Raw genomic sequence first — 14,743 nt, forward strand, 5'->3', positions numbered from 1 at the left:
CCCGCTCAAACTCCCTCTCCCCCGGCGGCGCCGGGGGAGAGGGCTGGGGTGAGGGGGCCGCTCCTGCTTCAGCGCCTTCACGATCTCCTCAAGCACGTCGTCGGTCCGCAGCAACACGTCGTCATTCCAGAACCGCAGCACGCGAAAGCCTGCCTGCTCCAGGTCAGCAGTGCGCTTTGCGTCGGAAGGCTCATCGTGCTGGCTCCCGTCCAGTTCCACGATGAGCGAGTGCTCGACGCAGCAGAAGTCCGCGTAGTAGCCACCCACCGGATGCTGGCGACGGAACTTCGCGCAGAGCTGGGCGGCGCGCAGGCGAGTCCAGAGCTTGCGCTCGGCATCAGTCTGGTTGCGGCGGAGAGTCTTGGCGCGTTCCATGGATCAAAGAGCCCCCCTCTCCCCAGCCCTGTCCCCCGGCTGTACCGGGGAACAGGGGGCGAAGAGCTCGCAAGCACTGCCCCCCTCTCCCGTGGCGCAGCCGGGGGACAGGGCTGGGGTGAGGGGGCGCTTCTCACTCACGGCGCAACCCCATGCTCGGCCAGCAGCGCAAGCAGTTGGGATTCGTCCCACACCGCCACGCCCAGCTCGTTGGCCTTGTCCAGCTTGGAGCCGGCCGCTTCGCCCGCCACCACGAAGCTGGTCTTCTTCGACACCGAGCCGGACACCTTGGCTCCCAGCGCTTCGAGACGATCCTTGGCCTCGTCGCGACTCAGCGATTGCAGCGTGCCGGTGAGCACGATGGTCTGGCCCTCCAGCGGCGAGGCCTCGACGGCGGCCTTTGCCGGCAGCGCGGCCAGCAGCCGGGTCATCGCCTGTTCGGCCTCGACGATCATGTGCCGACGGTGACGATCGGCCAGCATCGCCTCCAGGTTGATCGCCGCAGCCTGCGGTATGCCGGCGACGATCCAGTGCGCCGGGCCGGCCTGCTCCAGCGCAGCCAGCGTGGCGTACTGCGCAGCCAGCAGCTTCGTGCTCTTCGGCCCGAGCTTGGACACGTTGGCCATGTCCAGCAGCACGCCAAGGTCCAGGCGCTCGCGCAGCTTCGGCGAGGGGTCGCCCTCGTCGGTGAAATGCACGCCGGCGGCCAGCAGCGCATCGACCACCTGCTGGTTGCCGGCCTGCGCGAAGAACGCGGCGATGGAACCGGCTACCTCCTCGCCGATGTCCGGCAGCACCCGCAGCACCGGGGCCGGCATGCTGCGCACGAACTCCAGCCGCCCCAGCCAGGCCGCCAGCGTCTTCGCCGTGCTCTCGCCAATGTGCATGATGCCGAGCGCGAACAGGAAGCGCGCCAGCGTAGTGCTGCGGCTGGCGTCGATCGCCTCGACCAGGTTCTCCGCCCACTTGGTGGCGATCCTGCCCTGCCTCACTGTCTCCGGCACGGTGCCGTCGCGCTCGTCGGCACGGCGCTTCATGTCGACGAAATCATCCACCGTGAGCGCGTAAAGGTCGGCCGGGGTCTTGACCATGTCGAACTCGACCAGCGCGTCCACGTAGCGCTCGCCCAGGCCGTCGATGTCCATCGCGCGCCGCGCGGCGAAATGGATCAGTGCCTCCTTGCGCTGCGCCGCGCAGAACAGCCCGCCGGAGCAGCGGTACGCCGCGGCACCCTCTTCGCGAACCAGCGCCGAATCGCACACCGGACAACGCGTCGGCATGTGCCAGGGATGGGTATGCGCCGGACGATGCTCCTCGACCACGCGGACCACTTCGGGAATCACGTCGCCGGCGCGGCGCACGATCACCGTGTCGCCCACCCGCACGTCGAGCCGCGCCACCTGGTCGGCGTTGTGCAGCGTGGCGTTGGTCACCGTGACGCCGGCCACCTGCACCGGCGCCAGCCGGGCCACCGGGGTGGCCGCGCCGGTGCGGCCGATCTGGATCTCGATCGCCTCGACCCGGGTCATCTGCTCCTGCGCCGGGAACTTGTGCGCGATCGCCCAGCGCGGGGCGCGCGAGACGAAGCCCATGGTGCGCTGGCCGTCGTAGTCGTCGAGCTTGTAGACCACGCCGTCGATGTCGTAGGGCAGCGCATCGCGCTTGGCGCCGATCGCGCGGTAGTACCGGATCAAGCCGTCGAAGCCGGTGGCGGTGGACACTTCCGGCGACACCGGGAAGCCCCAGTCGCGCAGCTTCTGCAGCGTCTGCGAGTGGGTCGGCGGCAGCTCGCCGCCCTCGACCACGCCGACGGCATAGGCGAAGAAGCTCAGCCGCCGCTTCTGCGTGATCGCCGGATCGAGTTGGCGCAGCGAACCGGCCGCGCCGTTACGCGGGTTGGCCAGGGTCTTTTCGCCGTGCGTGCGGGCGTGCTCGTTGAAGGCCTCGAAATCCCTGCGCAGCATGATCACCTCGCCGCGCACCTCCAGCACCTCGGGCCAGTCCGTGCCGCGCAGACGCAGCGGGATGGCTCGTACGGTGCGCAGGTTGGCGGTGACGTCCTCGCCGGTCTCGCCGTCGCCGCGGGTCGCGCCCTGCACGAACACGCCGTGCTCGTAGCGCAGGCTGATCGCCAGGCCGTCCAGCTTCGGCTCCACCGAAAACACCGGGTCGCGGCGGTCCAGCGTCTGCTCGATGCGCCGCTCGAACTCGGCCACTTCATGGAAGCGCTCGCGGTCGTTCTCGCCTTCTTCGCTGAAGGCGTTGCCCAGCGACAGCATCGGGATGGCGTGGCGCACCTCCGCAAAGCCGCCGGTAGCACGGCCCCCGACCTTGCGCGTGGGCGAGTCCGGCGTGGCCAGCGCCGGGTACTGCGCTTCCAGTGCCTCCAGTTCCCGCATCAGGCGGTCGTACTCGGCGTCGGGGATCGTCGGGTCGTCCAGCACGTGGTACTGGTAATTTGCCTGCTCGATCTGGTCGCGCAGGGCGGCGGCACGGGCGGCGATGTCGTGGGGAACGGTCATGCGGAAGCTTGGCGTGTCGAGGCAGGCGCGCAGTGTAGCGAACCCGCCGTTGGCAGCTGACCGCGACATGAAGCCATCGTCGCCCGACGCCCGCTCGCGCACATCGGATACCTGCCATAGCAGCTATAATTCCGGCGATGTCCCCGCCTCCCGCCACGTCCGCGGCCCCCCTGACCGACGCACTTGCCGCCACCGCTGCGGAATCGTCGCGTGTCCGCTATCGCGGGCTGCTGTGGCTGGTTGCAGCCGCCTTCTTCATGCAGGCGCTGGATTCCACCATCGTCAACACCGCGGTGCCGGCCATGGCCGGAGCGCTGGGCGTGACGCCACTGGGCATGCGCACGGCGCTGACCAGCTACGTGCTGACCCTGGCCGTGCTGATCCCCGCCAGCCCGTGGCTGTGTGACCGCTTCGGCACGCGCCGCGTGTTCGCCGCCGCGATCGCCGTGTTCGGCATCGGCTCCCTGCTCTGCGGTGTCTCACAGACCCTGCCCGAGCTGGTCTTCGCCCGCGTGATCCAGGGCATCGGCGGCGCCTCGTTGATGCCGGTGGGGCGCTACGTGCTGGTGCGAAGCATCGACAAGCGCGAGTACGTACCGGCCATGAGCACGGTGGCCACCTTCGGCCTGCTCGGCTCGGTGCTGGGCCCGCTGCTCGGCGGCCTGCTGGTGGAATTCACCAGCTGGCGGCTGATCTTCCTCATCAACGTACCGGTCGGCCTGGCCGGGCTGTGGATGAACCAGCGAGACATGCCCGAATACCGGCTGGAGCAGGCACGACGGTTCGACACGGCGGGTTTCCTGCTGTTCGCGGCGGCCTCGGCCCTGCTGCTCACCGCCTCCGAGCAGGCCGGCGCGCAGATCCACCACTGGCTGCTGGTGGCAGCATGTATTGCGCTCGCCGTGCTGCTGGGCGCCACGTACGTGTGGCACAGCCGGCGCACCGAGTACCCGGTGGCCGACCTCAGCCTGTTGCGGGTGCGCAGCCTCTCGGTGGCGCTGGTCGGCAACCTGTTCACCCGGCTCGGCATCGGCGGCATGTTCCTGCTGCTGGTGCTGTTCCTGCAGGTCGGCTGCGGTTGGTCGCCCACCCTCGCCGGCCTGATGATGGTGCCGCAGGCACTCGGCTCGATCAGCTCCAAGTGGGTGGTGAACCGGCTGCTGCTGCGACTGGGCTACCGCCGGCTGCTGCTGGCCAACACCACGGCCGTGGCGGTGATGCTGGCGGTGTTCTCCCAGGTGGATGGAGCCACGCCGACCTGGCTGATCGCCCTGCTGGTGTACGTCTACGGCTGCTTCACCGGCCTGCAGTACACCACCATGAACACGCTGGCCTACACCGACGTGGACATCCGCCATGCGTCGATGGCCTCGTCGATGGCCTCGACCACCCAGTACCTGTCGATCAGCTTCGGCATCGCCTTCTCCACCCTGCTGATGGAGGTGTTCGTGGGGCGGCAGGCTCATGCCGCGCATGCCTACGTGACCGCCTTCCACATCACCGTGCTGGTGCTGGCCGCCGTCACCGCACTGGCCGCGACGATCTTCCTGCGGCTACGCCCCGATCATCCGGGCGCGCCTCCCCGCGATGGCGCTGCCGGCCTGTAGCGGGCTGGTAATCTTCCTGGCCTGATCCATTCGCCAAGGACCGCCCGCATGCGCTGGACCCTCGCCCTCGCCGCCCTGCTCGCCAGCACCCCCGCTGCGGCAGCCGAGACCCGGGACGTGAATTTCCATCTCACCGACCACCCGGTCGGCGTGGTCGCGCTGATGCTGTTCGTGCTGGCCTACCTGGCGGTGATCTTCGAAGAGCACCTGGCCATCGCCAAGTCCAAGCCGGTGATGCTGGCTGCGGCGCTGATCTGGGGGATGATCGCGTGGGTCACCGGCGACCCGGCCCGGGGCGTGACCCCGGCCGCCACCGCCTTCGAGGGCATGTTCCTCGAGTACGCGGAGATCTTCTTCTTCCTGGTCGTGGCGATGACCTACGTCACCGCGATGGGCGAGCGCAACGTGTTCGAGGCGCTGCGCGACGCGCTGATCCGGCGCGGCTTCGGCTATCGCTCGCTGTTCTGGATCACCGGGCTGATCGCATTCTTCCTCTCGCCGGTGCTGGACAACCTGACCACCGCGCTGGTGATGTCGGCGGTGATCCTCGCCGTGGCCGGCGGCAACCACCGTTTCATCACCCTGGCGATGATCAACCTGGTGGTCGCCGCCAATGCCGGCGGTGCCTGGAGCGCGTTCGGCGACATCACCACGCTGATGGTGTGGCAGGCCGGCAAGAGCGGCTTCTTCGACTTCTTCCGGCTGTTCGGCCCGTCGCTGGTGAACTGGCTGGTGCCGGCGATCCTGATGGCCTTCGCCCTGCCCAAGGGACAGCCGGACAGCGCCGGCAGCGGCGGTCACCTCAAGCCCGGGGCCATCGGCATCTGCCTGACCTTCGCGCTGACCATCGCGATCACCGTGATCGGCCGCCAGTGGCTGGGCATGCCGGCCGCCTACGGCATGCTCACCGGCCTGGCCTTTCTCAACCTGGTGGCCACCCGCATCGATCGCCGCCAGCGCCGCTACGCGCTGGCCCAGGGCGAGGAGCCCCAGAGTTATTCGATCTTCCGCATCATCGCCAACGCCGAGTGGGACACCCTGCTGTTCTTCTACGGCGTGTTCGCCTGCGTCGGCGGACTGGCCGCGCTGGGCTATCTGGAGCTGGCCTCGCACCAGCTCTACGGCAACCTGGGATACACCCTGGCCAACGCGATCATGGGTGTCACCTCGGCGGTGGTGGACAACATCCCGATCATGTTCGCGGTGATCAAGATGAACCCGCCGATGGACCAGGCGCAGTGGCTGCTGGTCACCCTCACCGCCGGCGTCGGCGGCAGCCTGCTGTCGGTCGGCTCGGCTGCGGGCGTGGCGCTGATGGGGGCCTCGCGCGGCCAGTACACCTTCATGAGCCACCTGCGCTGGACCTGGGCGATTGCGCTCGGCTACATCGCCAGCATCGCGCTGCACCTGTGGCTGGCTGGGCACGTGTTCCAGGGCTGATGGCCGTCATCGCCGCCCTGTAGGATGGGCGGCGACTCCAGGGAGAGACCCACGCATGCACCACGCCGCAGACATCCTGCTGACCCTGTTCGTGATCTTCATCGCCGCGCAGATCGGCGCCGAGATCGCGCAACGGCTGAAACTGCCCGGTGTGGTCGGCGAGATCGCCGCCGGCTGCGTGGTCGGCCCGTCCGCGCTGGGCTGGCTCACCCCGGACCAGATCATGCCCGGGACGCCGCTGGACGTGCTGGCCGAGGTCGGTGTGGTGCTGCTGCTGTTCTCCGTCGGCCTGGAGACCCGGCTCGACGACCTGAAGAAGGTCGGCAAGAGCGCCTTCCTGGTCGGCGTGCTCGGCGTGATCCTGCCGTTCGGCTGCGGCGCATTGTGGGCGCATGGCGAGGGCTTCGACTGGATCAAGTCGCTGTTCGTCGCCGCCGCGTTCGTCGCCACCTCGGCCGGCATCACCGCACGCGTGCTGCAGGAACTGGGCGTGCTGTCGCGGGTGGAGAGCCGGGTGATCCTCGGCGCGGCAGTGATCGACGACATCCTCGCCATGCTGCTGCTCGGCGTGGTGTCCTCGTTGCAGGGCGGCGGCGAGCTCAACCTGCAGTCGCTGCTGCTCACCCTGGCCGGCGCGGTCGGCTTCGTGGCGATCATCGGCTGGGGCGGCACCAAGGTGATGCGCCGCGGCTCCGGCTGGCTGGAAAAGCCGATCAGCCCGCACTCACCGCTGACCCTGGTGCTGGCGCTCTGCCTGGGGTTGGCGTGGCTCTCCACGCGCTTCGGCCTGGCTGCGATCATCGGCGCCTTCCTCGCCGGCATGATCGCCTCGGAAACGCGCCAGCGCGAGGACCTGGAGCACAAGACCCTGCCGCTGCTGTCCTTCCTCACGCCGTTCTTCTTCGTGATCACCGGCGCCAAGGTGAACCTGTCCGAGCTGGCCAGCGTGGATGCACTGGTGATGCTGGCGATCGTCACCGTGATTGCGATCATCTCCAAGCTCGCCGGCGGCTTTCTCGGCGCGCTGGCGCTGGGCAAGCGCAGCGCCACCATCGTCGGCTTCGGCATGGTGCCGCGCGGCGAGGTCGGTGTGGTGATTGCCAGCCTCGGGCTCGCGGCCGGCGTGTTCAACGAGCGCGTCTACGCGATCATCGTGGCGATGTCGCTGCTCACCGCGATGGTGACGCCGCCGGTGCTGGCGATGCTGCTCAAGCGTGGATCGACCGCGGAAACCTGAGCGCTCTCACGGGGGCCTGCGCCGGCTGCGTGGACTTTCACCCAAGCCCACGCGGGGGCCGCAGCTCGCCCATGTCGAGGTACAGGCGCTACTTCCCGGCGGCGTGGTGAAACAGACGCCAACCCTTTCGCGCGTCGCGCTTCGACTGCCGCAGGATCTCCAGCACGCGGACACGCTCGGCCCGCTTTTTCGCCTCCTGCAGCGCGAGCAACATGTGCCGCCGGCTCATGGGCGCGTCGGACGGCCCGGAGCCCGGGACTGCGGGCCGCTCGAACAGACGGCGTATGCCACCGAACCAGCGACGCAACGGCTCACGTGAATGGACAAGCGGAGTGGTGTGGGTCGTCATGGAGGAATCCTCGAACGCCAATCGGATCGTCGGGTGGCAGGCAGCGCCTGCCAGCACCGTCCACTGTGGACCGTCACCTGTTAGCCGCGTGTTCCCGGTTCGGTGAACGTCACGCAGGTGGGACGAAACGCGCCCCAGGCGCCCCCCGCCAGAAGCCGATGAAGCATCGCGCGAGGGTCCCCGCCGGTAACGTCAACGTCCCTTCAGCGCCCCGTAAGCCGCCAACGCCGCGGCCCGCGACTCGCCAAGATCCACCATCGGCGCCGGATAGCCGGACCGCCGCAGCAGCGACGGATCCTTCCACGGCTCGTGCCGCAGGGCTGGCACCGCGCCGGCGAGTTCGGGCAGCCAGCGCGCCAGGTACTCGCCCTTCGGATCGAACTTCTGCGACTGGCTGACCGGGTTGAACACGCGGAAATACGGCGCGGCATCGGCGCCGCAGCCGGCGACCCACTGCCAGCCCAGCGAATTGGCCGGCAGATCGGCATCCACCAGCGTGTCCCAGAACCAGCGCGCGCCGTGGTGCCAGTGCTGGCGAAGGTTCTTGGTCAGGAAGCTGGCCACCACCATGCGCACGCGGTTGTGCATCCAGCCGGTGTGCCACAGCTCGCGCATGCCTGCGTCCACCAGCGGGATGCCGGTTCGTCCCCGCTGCCAGCGCTCGATCAGCGCCTCGTCGGACGCCGCCCAGGGAAAGCCATCGAACTTCGGATTGAAGTTGGCCGTATGCGTGGCCGGGAAGTGGTACAGCAGGTGATGGGCGAACTCGCGCCAGCCCAGCTCGCGCAGGAATGGCTCCAGGTCCGGCCGCTTGCCGGAGCGGCCGGCCAGCAGGCGATGCAGTCCGGCCTGGATCTGCCGCGGCGAGATCTCGCCAAAATGCAGGTGCGGCGACAGTCGCGACGTGCCGTGGCGCGAGGGAATATCGCGGCCCTCGGCGTAGTCGTTCACTGCGTCGTCGACGAACAGCTCCAGCATCTCCTGCGCCCCGCGCTCGCCCGGGGTCCAGGCCCCGGCCAGGCCGGCGTCCCAGCGGATCCGGGGAAGCAGCTCCAGCGACTCCAGCGTCGCGCCGCCCTCCGCGGTCGCGCCGCGCAGGGGCTGCGGCACCGGCAGCGGCCCGGACTCGTCGATCAGCGTGCGAAGGTTGCGCCAGAACGGCGTGAACACCCGGTACGGGTCACCGGTCCTGGTTTCCACCTGCCAGGGCTCGCGCCACAGCGCCGCGTTGAAGCTTTGCGCGGCCACGCCCTGCTCACGCAGCCGCTGCTTGATGCGGGTATCCCGCTCGATTGCCGCCGGCTCGTACATCCGGTTCCAGTAAACCGCCCCGGCCCCGGTCGCCTTGATCAGTGCGGCCAGAACCCGCTCGCTGTCACCCTGACGCAGATGCAGTTCGGCGTGATGCCCGTGCAGCGATGTGCGAAGCGCGTCCAGTGCATGATGCAGCCACCAGCGACTGGCCGCGCCGGGTGCCCAGTCGCGCTCTTCCTGCGGCGCATGGATGTACACCGGCAGCACGCGTTCATGGGCGGCGCAGGCTGCGTGCAGGGCGGGGTTGTCGGCCAGCCGCAGGTCGCGGCGGAACCAGACGATGGCAAGGGACATGGGGAAACCGGCGACTCGTCTGACCTGGGAGCCAAGGTTACGGGCAGAAGCCGCGCGCGGATGCGAAAGCACTCCACTTCACTCTGCACCGACACCCTCGCGACGCGCCAGCGCACAGCGGTTCGCCTCATCGATTGCCGCCAGCAACTCGCGGGCGCCGAACGGCTTGGGCAGGAATGCCGCCGATGCCGGCGAGACCATCCGCCCCGAACCATCGGAAGACATCGCCACCAGCGCCACGTCCGGATGGCGCTGCAGCGCCTCATGACAGATCGCCGCTCCACGGTCATCGGATACGTCCACATCCACGACCAGCACATCCAGGCGTTCCAGCGAATGAAGCCGGCGCAGCGCACCGCGCGCACCCAGCGCGGTGAGCACGTGGAAGCCGGCCCGCCCCTCGAGCAGGACGCGCATGGTCTCCAACACCGACGGATCGTCATCGACGATCAGGACCGCGCGGCCGGTATCCATCCAACCCCCTTCAGCCCGCGCCCACAGCGGGCACGATGCACTGCAACAGTGTACCCGGCGGCGGATCGGGCGAAAATGACGTCACGCACGGCAAACGTTTGTTTGAGATAGGAAACTTTCCTAGCGCCATGACAGCGGTCGTCCGCCGGAAAAGCGGCTTGCAGTACGCCAGTCGAGTCGCTCCGGATACCCGGACGACGCACTCGTGCCGGCCTGCCCGGCCAGCAGCAGCTCGGCTCCCCGAGAGAAACTCCGTCGCGACCGCCTCAGTCGCTTCAGCGGCAGCGCTGCTCGCCGCCGCGCCGATCGCTCGGGTACCGCCGCCGCAAAACCGCAGTGCGAACTGCACTTGCCGAGCTCGAAGGCCCGATCCCGCCAGCCACCCCCGCAGATCGGCCCCGCGCCGCACATCCCGACCAAACGGCAAGGACCGCTTCCGCGTCACCGGCGTCACCGGCGCGACAAGTTCACAGGCAAGGGGTTTCCCGAGGTTCGGGAAATGGAGCGCGGGGAACGTTCGCGCGAGACGAGGCGGAACCACCCTCGTGTCGGCGACCGGCCATCCACTCCAACTTTGCTTCCTGGCCGTGCCGGCCAGGCAGCATCCAGAGTCTTCGTTCTGCAGGCCGGTGAGACAGGCTGCGGCACGGCGACGGGGAGCCGACTTGTTCGTCGGCACTTCGTCCACGACCGCGCAATGGCCACTGCCTACGCGAGAAAGCCCAACGTCGAGCCAGCCAGCCAGACCAGCACGAACGCCACGAGCAGCAGCGCGATTACCAGACCAGCCACATCGACCACTGCCTCAATCCGCATATCGGAAACCTGCACATCGGTTCCCCAAGCTTGGAGCGGGCACCTTTCGAGGTCATGACAGGCGCGTAGGCGCATCCCCTGCGGGGCGCGTCTGAGCCATGTCAGGGTCAGCACCGGTGCCCCGAAAGACGATCACCAAGCCCCTGGTGAAGGCGGACAAAAACTCGTACGCAACTGGGGATAGGTTATGGCGGAGAGAGTGGGATTCGAACCCACGGTAGGCTTTCACCTACGGCAGTTTTCAAGACTGCTGCCTTAAACCGCTCGGCCATCTCTCCGTTTGATTGTCCGGGTTGCATTGCGCTCCCCGCTTGAAGCATGCACCGGGGCCAGCGTTGAAGACCGGCTCCCGTGCCACGACCGCAGGTGCTGCGGCCGCGGTGATGGTATCAGGATCGTGGCGTGACTCGCGGCTCGGGGCGCTTGCGCGACAGCACGGCAAGCGAAACGGCCAGGATGACTACCGGGACGATCGCGCCGAGCAGCGGCAGGATCAGCACCGGCTGGCGCACCACCATCGGCACCAGCTGGGTGGCGGCGCCAAAGGCAACAGCGCTGATGCGCAGCCAGCGACGCGTGCGCCCCAGCCACAATGCCAGCGCGGTGAACGCCAGGGCCATCCAGGTGAGCACCAGGTCCACCGGCGGCAGCTTCCACACGTCGGCGAAGCTGAGACGGGTGACCAGCACGGTGGCCAGCACGATCAGCAGGCTGAAGGTGGTGAACAGCTCCACCTTGTCCCAGGAACGACGCGACGGGGTGTTCACGCCAGCGTGTCCTTGCCGCGCAGGTACGGGCGCAGCGCTTCCGGCACGGTGATCGAGCCGTCGGCGTTCTGGTAGTTCTCCATCACCGCGACGAGGGTGCGGCCCACCGCCAGGCCCGAGCCGTTGAGGGTGTGCAGCAGCTCCGGCTTGCCGGTGGCCGGGTTGCGCCAGCGCGCCTGCATGCGGCGGGCCTGGAAGTCCTCGCAGTTCGAGCAGCTGGAGATCTCGCGGTAGGTGTTCTGGCTGGGCAGCCACACCTCCAGGTCGTAGGTCTTCACCGCGGTGAAGCCCATGTCGCCCGTGCACAGCAGTACCTTGCGATACGGCAGGCCCAGCTTCTGCAGCACGGCTTCGGCGTGGCCGACCATCTCCTCCAGCTGCGCATGCGATTGTTCGGGCGTGGCCAGTTGCACCATCTCGACCTTCTCGAACTGGTGCTGGCGGATCATCCCGCGGGTGTCGCGGCCGTAGCTGCCGGCCTCGGCGCGGAAGCACATGGAGTGCGCGGTGAGGCGCATCGGCAGCTCGGCGGCTTCAACGATGGACTCGCGCACCAGGTTGGTCAGCGCGACCTCGGCGGTGGGAATGAGGTAGCGCTTCGTCTCGGCCACGTTCGTGGCGAACAGGTCTTCCTCGAACTTGGGCAGCTGGCCGGTGCCCTGCATGGCGTCGGCGTTGACGATCAGCGGCACGTTGCACTCGAGGTAGCCGTGCTCGCCGGTCTGCAGGTCGAGCATGAACTGGGCGAGTGCACGGTGCAGGTGCGCCAACTGGCCGCGCAGCACGGTGAAGCGCGCGCCGGACAGCTTGGCGCCGGCGTCGGCATCGAGCCAGCCGTGACGGGCACCGAGGTCGACGTGGTCCCTGATCTCGAAGTCGAAGCTGCGCGGGGTACCCCAGCGCAGTATTTCCTTGTTGTCGCTCTCGTCCTTGCCCAGCGGCACGGAGGCATCGGGAATGTTGGGAATGCCCAGCGCGATGTCGGCGAGCTTCGCCTGCACCTCGGCAAGGGCGGCCTCGTTGGCCTTGAGTTTGTCGCCGATGCCGGCGACCTCGGCCATCAGCGGCGCCACGTCCTCGCCCTTGGCTTTGGCCTGACCGATCGCCTTGGAACGGGTGTTGCGCAGGTTCTGCAGCTCCTGCGTCTCGGTAGCCAGGCGCTTGCGCTCGTTCTCGAGCGCCTCGACGGCGGACACGTCCAGCACGTAACCCCGGGTCTCCTGGAGACGGGCAGCGGTTTCAGCCAGGCGCGAGCGCAGCAGGGCGGGGTCCAGCATGGTGGTTCCTTCGGGCGGACAAGGCGTGGAATTATCGCGGTCGCCCGCACGGACGCGCAAACGCCGGCCGGCGGTAACACAGGCTGCACGTCCGGTCCGCCAGACTGCGCCGCCCGACGGACGCCCGCCCGGCGCGCCGCACCACCGTGGAATACTGATGCACCGACGCTTCCGGCCGGCCCTCGCGGCCCTGCTCCTCGCTCTGGCCCTGCCCTCGCTCGCCGACACCGGCGCGCTGGATTTCTCCCGCGCAACGGCCGGCACAGCCCTGCCCGCCGGCTGGCAGCGCTACACCATGTCCCGGCACAAGCCGCCGGCCGCGGTGACGGTGGAAACGCTCGATGGTCGCAGCGTGGTGCACATCGATGCCGACCGCAGCGCCGGCGCCATCGTCGACCGCTTCCGCGCCGCGCCCGACGCCACGCTGGCCTGGCGCTGGAAGATCGACCACACCGTGGCGAAGGGCGACCTCGCCCGGCGTTCGGGCGACGACTTCGCCGCGCGGGTCTACGTGTTCTTCGACGTGCCGACCCGCCAGCTCAGCTTCGGCCAGCGGATGACGCTGTCGATCGCCCGCCACCTCACCGGCGAAAACCTGCCCGCGGTGGCGATCTGCTACGTGTGGGACAACCACCACGCCATCGGCACCATCGCCCCCAACCCGTTCTACGCGCCGGTGCACACCTTCGTGATCGAGAGCGGCAACGCCAAGGCCGGCCAGTGGGTTGCCGAGACCCGCGACCTGGCGGCCGACTACCGCAAGGCCTTCGGCCGCGACCCGCCGGCGATCACCGGCATCGCCATCGCCGCGGACACCGACAACACCCGCTCGCAGGCGAACGCCTGGTTCGAGGCATTGCGGTTCACGCCAGCCGCGGGTAACGCCTCACGCTGAGCTGGCTAGCCCTCGCCGCGCGCCTTGCGCCGTGCCTCGCGCAGCGCACTGAGCTTTTCGCGCAGCTTGATCTCCAGCCCACGATCGACCGGCTGGTAGAACTCGGTGCCGACCAGGGCGTCGGGCAGCAGTTGCTGGTCGAGCGCGATGCCACCTTCGGCGTCGTGGTCGTACTGGTAGCCCTTGCCGTAGCCCAGGCCCTTCATCAACCTGGTCGGCGCGTTGCGCAGGTGCATCGGCACGTCCAGCGTGCCGGTCTGCGCGACCACGGCGCGGGCCTGGTTGTAGGCGGTGTAGGCGGCATTGCTCTTCGGCGCGATGGCCAGCCAGATCGCCAGTTGGGCCAGGCCCAGCTCGCCCTCCGGGCTGCCCAGCCGTTCGTAGGTATCCCAGGCGTCCAGCGCCATGCGCCAGGCGCGCGGCTCGGCCAGGCCGATGTCTTCCACCGCCATCCGGGTGAGGCGCCGGGCCAGGTACAGCGGATCGCAGCCGCCGTCGAGCATGCGGCACAGCCAGTACACCGCGGCATCCGGGTCGGACGAGCGCACCGATTTGTGCAGCGCCGAGATCTGGTCGTAGAACTGCTCGCCGCCCTTGTCGAACCGCCGGGTGCGGTCGGCCAGCACCTGCTCCAGCGTGGCCTGGTCGATGCGGCCCGGCTCCGATCCGGTGTGGTCCGCCAGCTCCGCGGCGATCTCCAGCAGGGTGAGCGCGCGGCGCACGTCGCCGTCGGCCGCCTCGGCGATCAGCCGCAACGCGTCATCGGGAACCTCCAGTTCCTGCCCGCCGAGTCCGCGTTCGGTGTCTTCCAGCGCTCGTCGCAGCGCCTGCACGATGTCATCCGGAGACAACGCCTCAAGCACGTGCACGCGGCAGCGTGAGAGCAGCGCCGAGTTCAGCTCGAACGAGGGATTTTCGGTGGTTGCGCCGACGAACAGGATCACCCCGCGCTCGATGTGCGGCAGGAAGGCATCCTGCTGAGCCTTGTTGAAGCGGTGCACCTCGTCGACGAACAGCACGGTGCGCCGCCCCCGGGCGAAGTTGCCCTCCGCCTCGGCCAGCGCCTTGCGCACCTCGGGCAGGCCGGACATCACCGCCGAGATGGCGCGGAAGTCCGCATCCGCATAGCGGGCCACCAGCAAAGCCAGGGTGGTCTTGCCGCAACCCGGCGGCCCCCACAGCACCATCGAGTGGACCCGCCCCGCCTCCAGTGCCCGCCGCAACGGCTTGCCCGCCCCCACCAGGCGCGGCTGCCCCACCACTTCATCCAGGCTGCGCGGCCGCATGCGCTCGGCCAGCGGCTTGAGCGCTTCGGGCTCGGCAAACAGGCTGCCGTCGGGGGTCAGGGGGGAATGCGACATCCAGCGATGATAAGG

General features: G+C 68.8%; 11 protein-coding genes, 1 tRNA gene and 1 pseudogene. 4 read left to right on the forward strand and 9 right to left on the reverse strand.

Annotation, left to right across the window (positions count from 1 at the left end; translation table 11 throughout):
* Window positions 1-81 precede the first annotated feature (81 nt).
* Both C693_RS23970 and ligA read right to left on the reverse strand, forming a co-directional pair.
* Window positions 82-375, reverse strand: a pseudogene (locus C693_RS23970) (endonuclease domain-containing protein); the annotation flags it as partial.
* A 137-nt stretch (window positions 376-512) separates the two neighbouring features.
* Complete coding sequence (ligA, locus tag C693_RS0104550) at window positions 513-2,897, reverse strand: NAD-dependent DNA ligase LigA (RefSeq protein ID WP_026107180.1); 2,385 nt, start codon at window positions 2,895-2,897, stop codon at window positions 513-515.
* Window positions 2,898-3,034: 137 nt separating this feature from the next.
* On the opposite strand from ligA, the gene C693_RS0104555 reads away from it, so the two are divergent.
* The 3 genes from C693_RS0104555 to C693_RS0104565 are packed head-to-tail and all read left to right on the forward strand — an operon-like array spanning window position 3,035 to window position 7,181.
* The gene (locus tag C693_RS0104555) at window positions 3,035-4,504 is read left to right on the forward strand and encodes an MFS transporter (protein ID WP_017461073.1); all 1,470 of its coding nucleotides are present in this window, start codon (window positions 3,035-3,037) and stop codon (window positions 4,502-4,504) included.
* A gap of 48 nt (window positions 4,505-4,552) precedes the next feature.
* Window positions 4,553-5,944, forward strand: coding sequence for a sodium:proton antiporter NhaD (gene nhaD / locus C693_RS0104560; protein ID WP_017461074.1), 1,392 nt, complete (start codon window positions 4,553-4,555; stop codon window positions 5,942-5,944).
* Between the two features lie 55 nt (window positions 5,945-5,999).
* Window positions 6,000-7,181 carry a cation:proton antiporter gene (locus tag C693_RS0104565; protein ID WP_017461075.1) on the forward strand — a complete coding sequence of 394 codons (1,182 nt, stop codon included), beginning with the start codon at window positions 6,000-6,002 and terminating at the stop codon, window positions 7,179-7,181.
* A gap of 88 nt (window positions 7,182-7,269) precedes the next feature.
* Here the strand turns inward: C693_RS0104565 and C693_RS0104570 are convergent, their stop codons facing one another.
* The 6 genes from C693_RS0104570 to serS form a co-directional block, all read right to left on the reverse strand.
* Window positions 7,270-7,530 (reverse strand): hypothetical protein, encoded by a 261-nt coding sequence (locus C693_RS0104570; RefSeq protein ID WP_017461076.1) that lies wholly within the window; start codon window positions 7,528-7,530, stop codon window positions 7,270-7,272.
* A gap of 192 nt (window positions 7,531-7,722) precedes the next feature.
* Entirely contained in the window at window positions 7,723-9,138 is a 1,416-nt protein-coding gene (locus tag C693_RS0104575; RefSeq protein ID WP_017461077.1) for a cryptochrome/photolyase family protein, read from the reverse strand.
* Between the two features lie 78 nt (window positions 9,139-9,216).
* Complete coding sequence (locus C693_RS0104580; protein ID WP_017461078.1) at window positions 9,217-9,612, reverse strand: response regulator; 396 nt, start codon at window positions 9,610-9,612, stop codon at window positions 9,217-9,219.
* A 1,004-nt stretch (window positions 9,613-10,616) separates the two neighbouring features.
* Window positions 10,617-10,706: transfer RNA gene (locus C693_RS0104590), tRNA-Ser, on the reverse strand.
* A gap of 111 nt (window positions 10,707-10,817) precedes the next feature.
* Window positions 10,818-11,195, reverse strand: a complete 378-nt coding sequence (locus tag C693_RS0104595; RefSeq protein ID WP_017461080.1) for a hypothetical protein — start codon at window positions 11,193-11,195, stop codon at window positions 10,818-10,820.
* Window positions 11,192-12,472, reverse strand: coding sequence for a serine--tRNA ligase (gene serS, locus C693_RS0104600; protein WP_017461081.1), 1,281 nt, complete (start codon window positions 12,470-12,472; stop codon window positions 11,192-11,194). The genes C693_RS0104595 and serS overlap by 4 nt, the downstream gene beginning before the upstream one ends.
* 157 nt (window positions 12,473-12,629) lie before the next feature.
* Between serS and C693_RS22530 the strand changes: the two genes are divergently transcribed.
* The gene (locus tag C693_RS22530; RefSeq protein WP_017461082.1) at window positions 12,630-13,367 is read left to right on the forward strand and encodes a DUF3047 domain-containing protein; all 738 of its coding nucleotides are present in this window, start codon (window positions 12,630-12,632) and stop codon (window positions 13,365-13,367) included.
* A 5-nt stretch (window positions 13,368-13,372) separates the two neighbouring features.
* Here C693_RS22530 and C693_RS0104610 read toward each other — a convergent pair whose 3' ends face one another.
* The gene (locus tag C693_RS0104610) at window positions 13,373-14,728 is read right to left on the reverse strand and encodes a replication-associated recombination protein A (RefSeq protein WP_017461083.1); all 1,356 of its coding nucleotides are present in this window, start codon (window positions 14,726-14,728) and stop codon (window positions 13,373-13,375) included.
* Window positions 14,729-14,743: the final 15 nt, after the last annotated feature.

The sequence above is a fragment of the Dyella ginsengisoli LA-4 genome (assembly GCF_000334915.1).
Classification (GTDB): Bacteria; Pseudomonadota; Gammaproteobacteria; order Xanthomonadales; family Rhodanobacteraceae; genus Dyella_A; species Dyella_A ginsengisoli_A.

Excerpts from the sequence above, each read along its gene's own strand:
- C693_RS0104555 (WP_017461073.1), top strand. The coding sequence starts at position 3,035 with ATGTCCCCGCCTCCCGCCACGTCCGCGGCCCCCCTGACCGACGCACTT.
- C693_RS0104610 (WP_017461083.1), bottom strand. The coding sequence starts at position 14,728 with ATGTCGCATTCCCCCCTGACCCCCGACGGCAGCCTGTTTGCCGAGCCC.
- serS (WP_017461081.1), bottom strand. The coding sequence starts at position 12,472 with ATGCTGGACCCCGCCCTGCTGCGCTCGCGCCTGGCTGAAACCGCTGCC.
- C693_RS0104565 (WP_017461075.1), top strand. The coding sequence starts at position 6,000 with ATGCACCACGCCGCAGACATCCTGCTGACCCTGTTCGTGATCTTCATC.
- C693_RS22530 (WP_017461082.1), top strand. The coding sequence starts at position 12,630 with ATGCACCGACGCTTCCGGCCGGCCCTCGCGGCCCTGCTCCTCGCTCTG.
- nhaD (WP_017461074.1), top strand. The coding sequence starts at position 4,553 with ATGCGCTGGACCCTCGCCCTCGCCGCCCTGCTCGCCAGCACCCCCGCT.
- ligA (WP_026107180.1), bottom strand. The coding sequence starts at position 2,897 with ATGACCGTTCCCCACGACATCGCCGCCCGTGCCGCCGCCCTGCGCGAC.
- C693_RS0104575 (WP_017461077.1), bottom strand. The coding sequence starts at position 9,138 with ATGTCCCTTGCCATCGTCTGGTTCCGCCGCGACCTGCGGCTGGCCGAC.
- C693_RS0104580 (WP_017461078.1), bottom strand. The coding sequence starts at position 9,612 with ATGGATACCGGCCGCGCGGTCCTGATCGTCGATGACGATCCGTCGGTG.
- C693_RS0104570 (WP_017461076.1), bottom strand. The coding sequence starts at position 7,530 with ATGACGACCCACACCACTCCGCTTGTCCATTCACGTGAGCCGTTGCGT.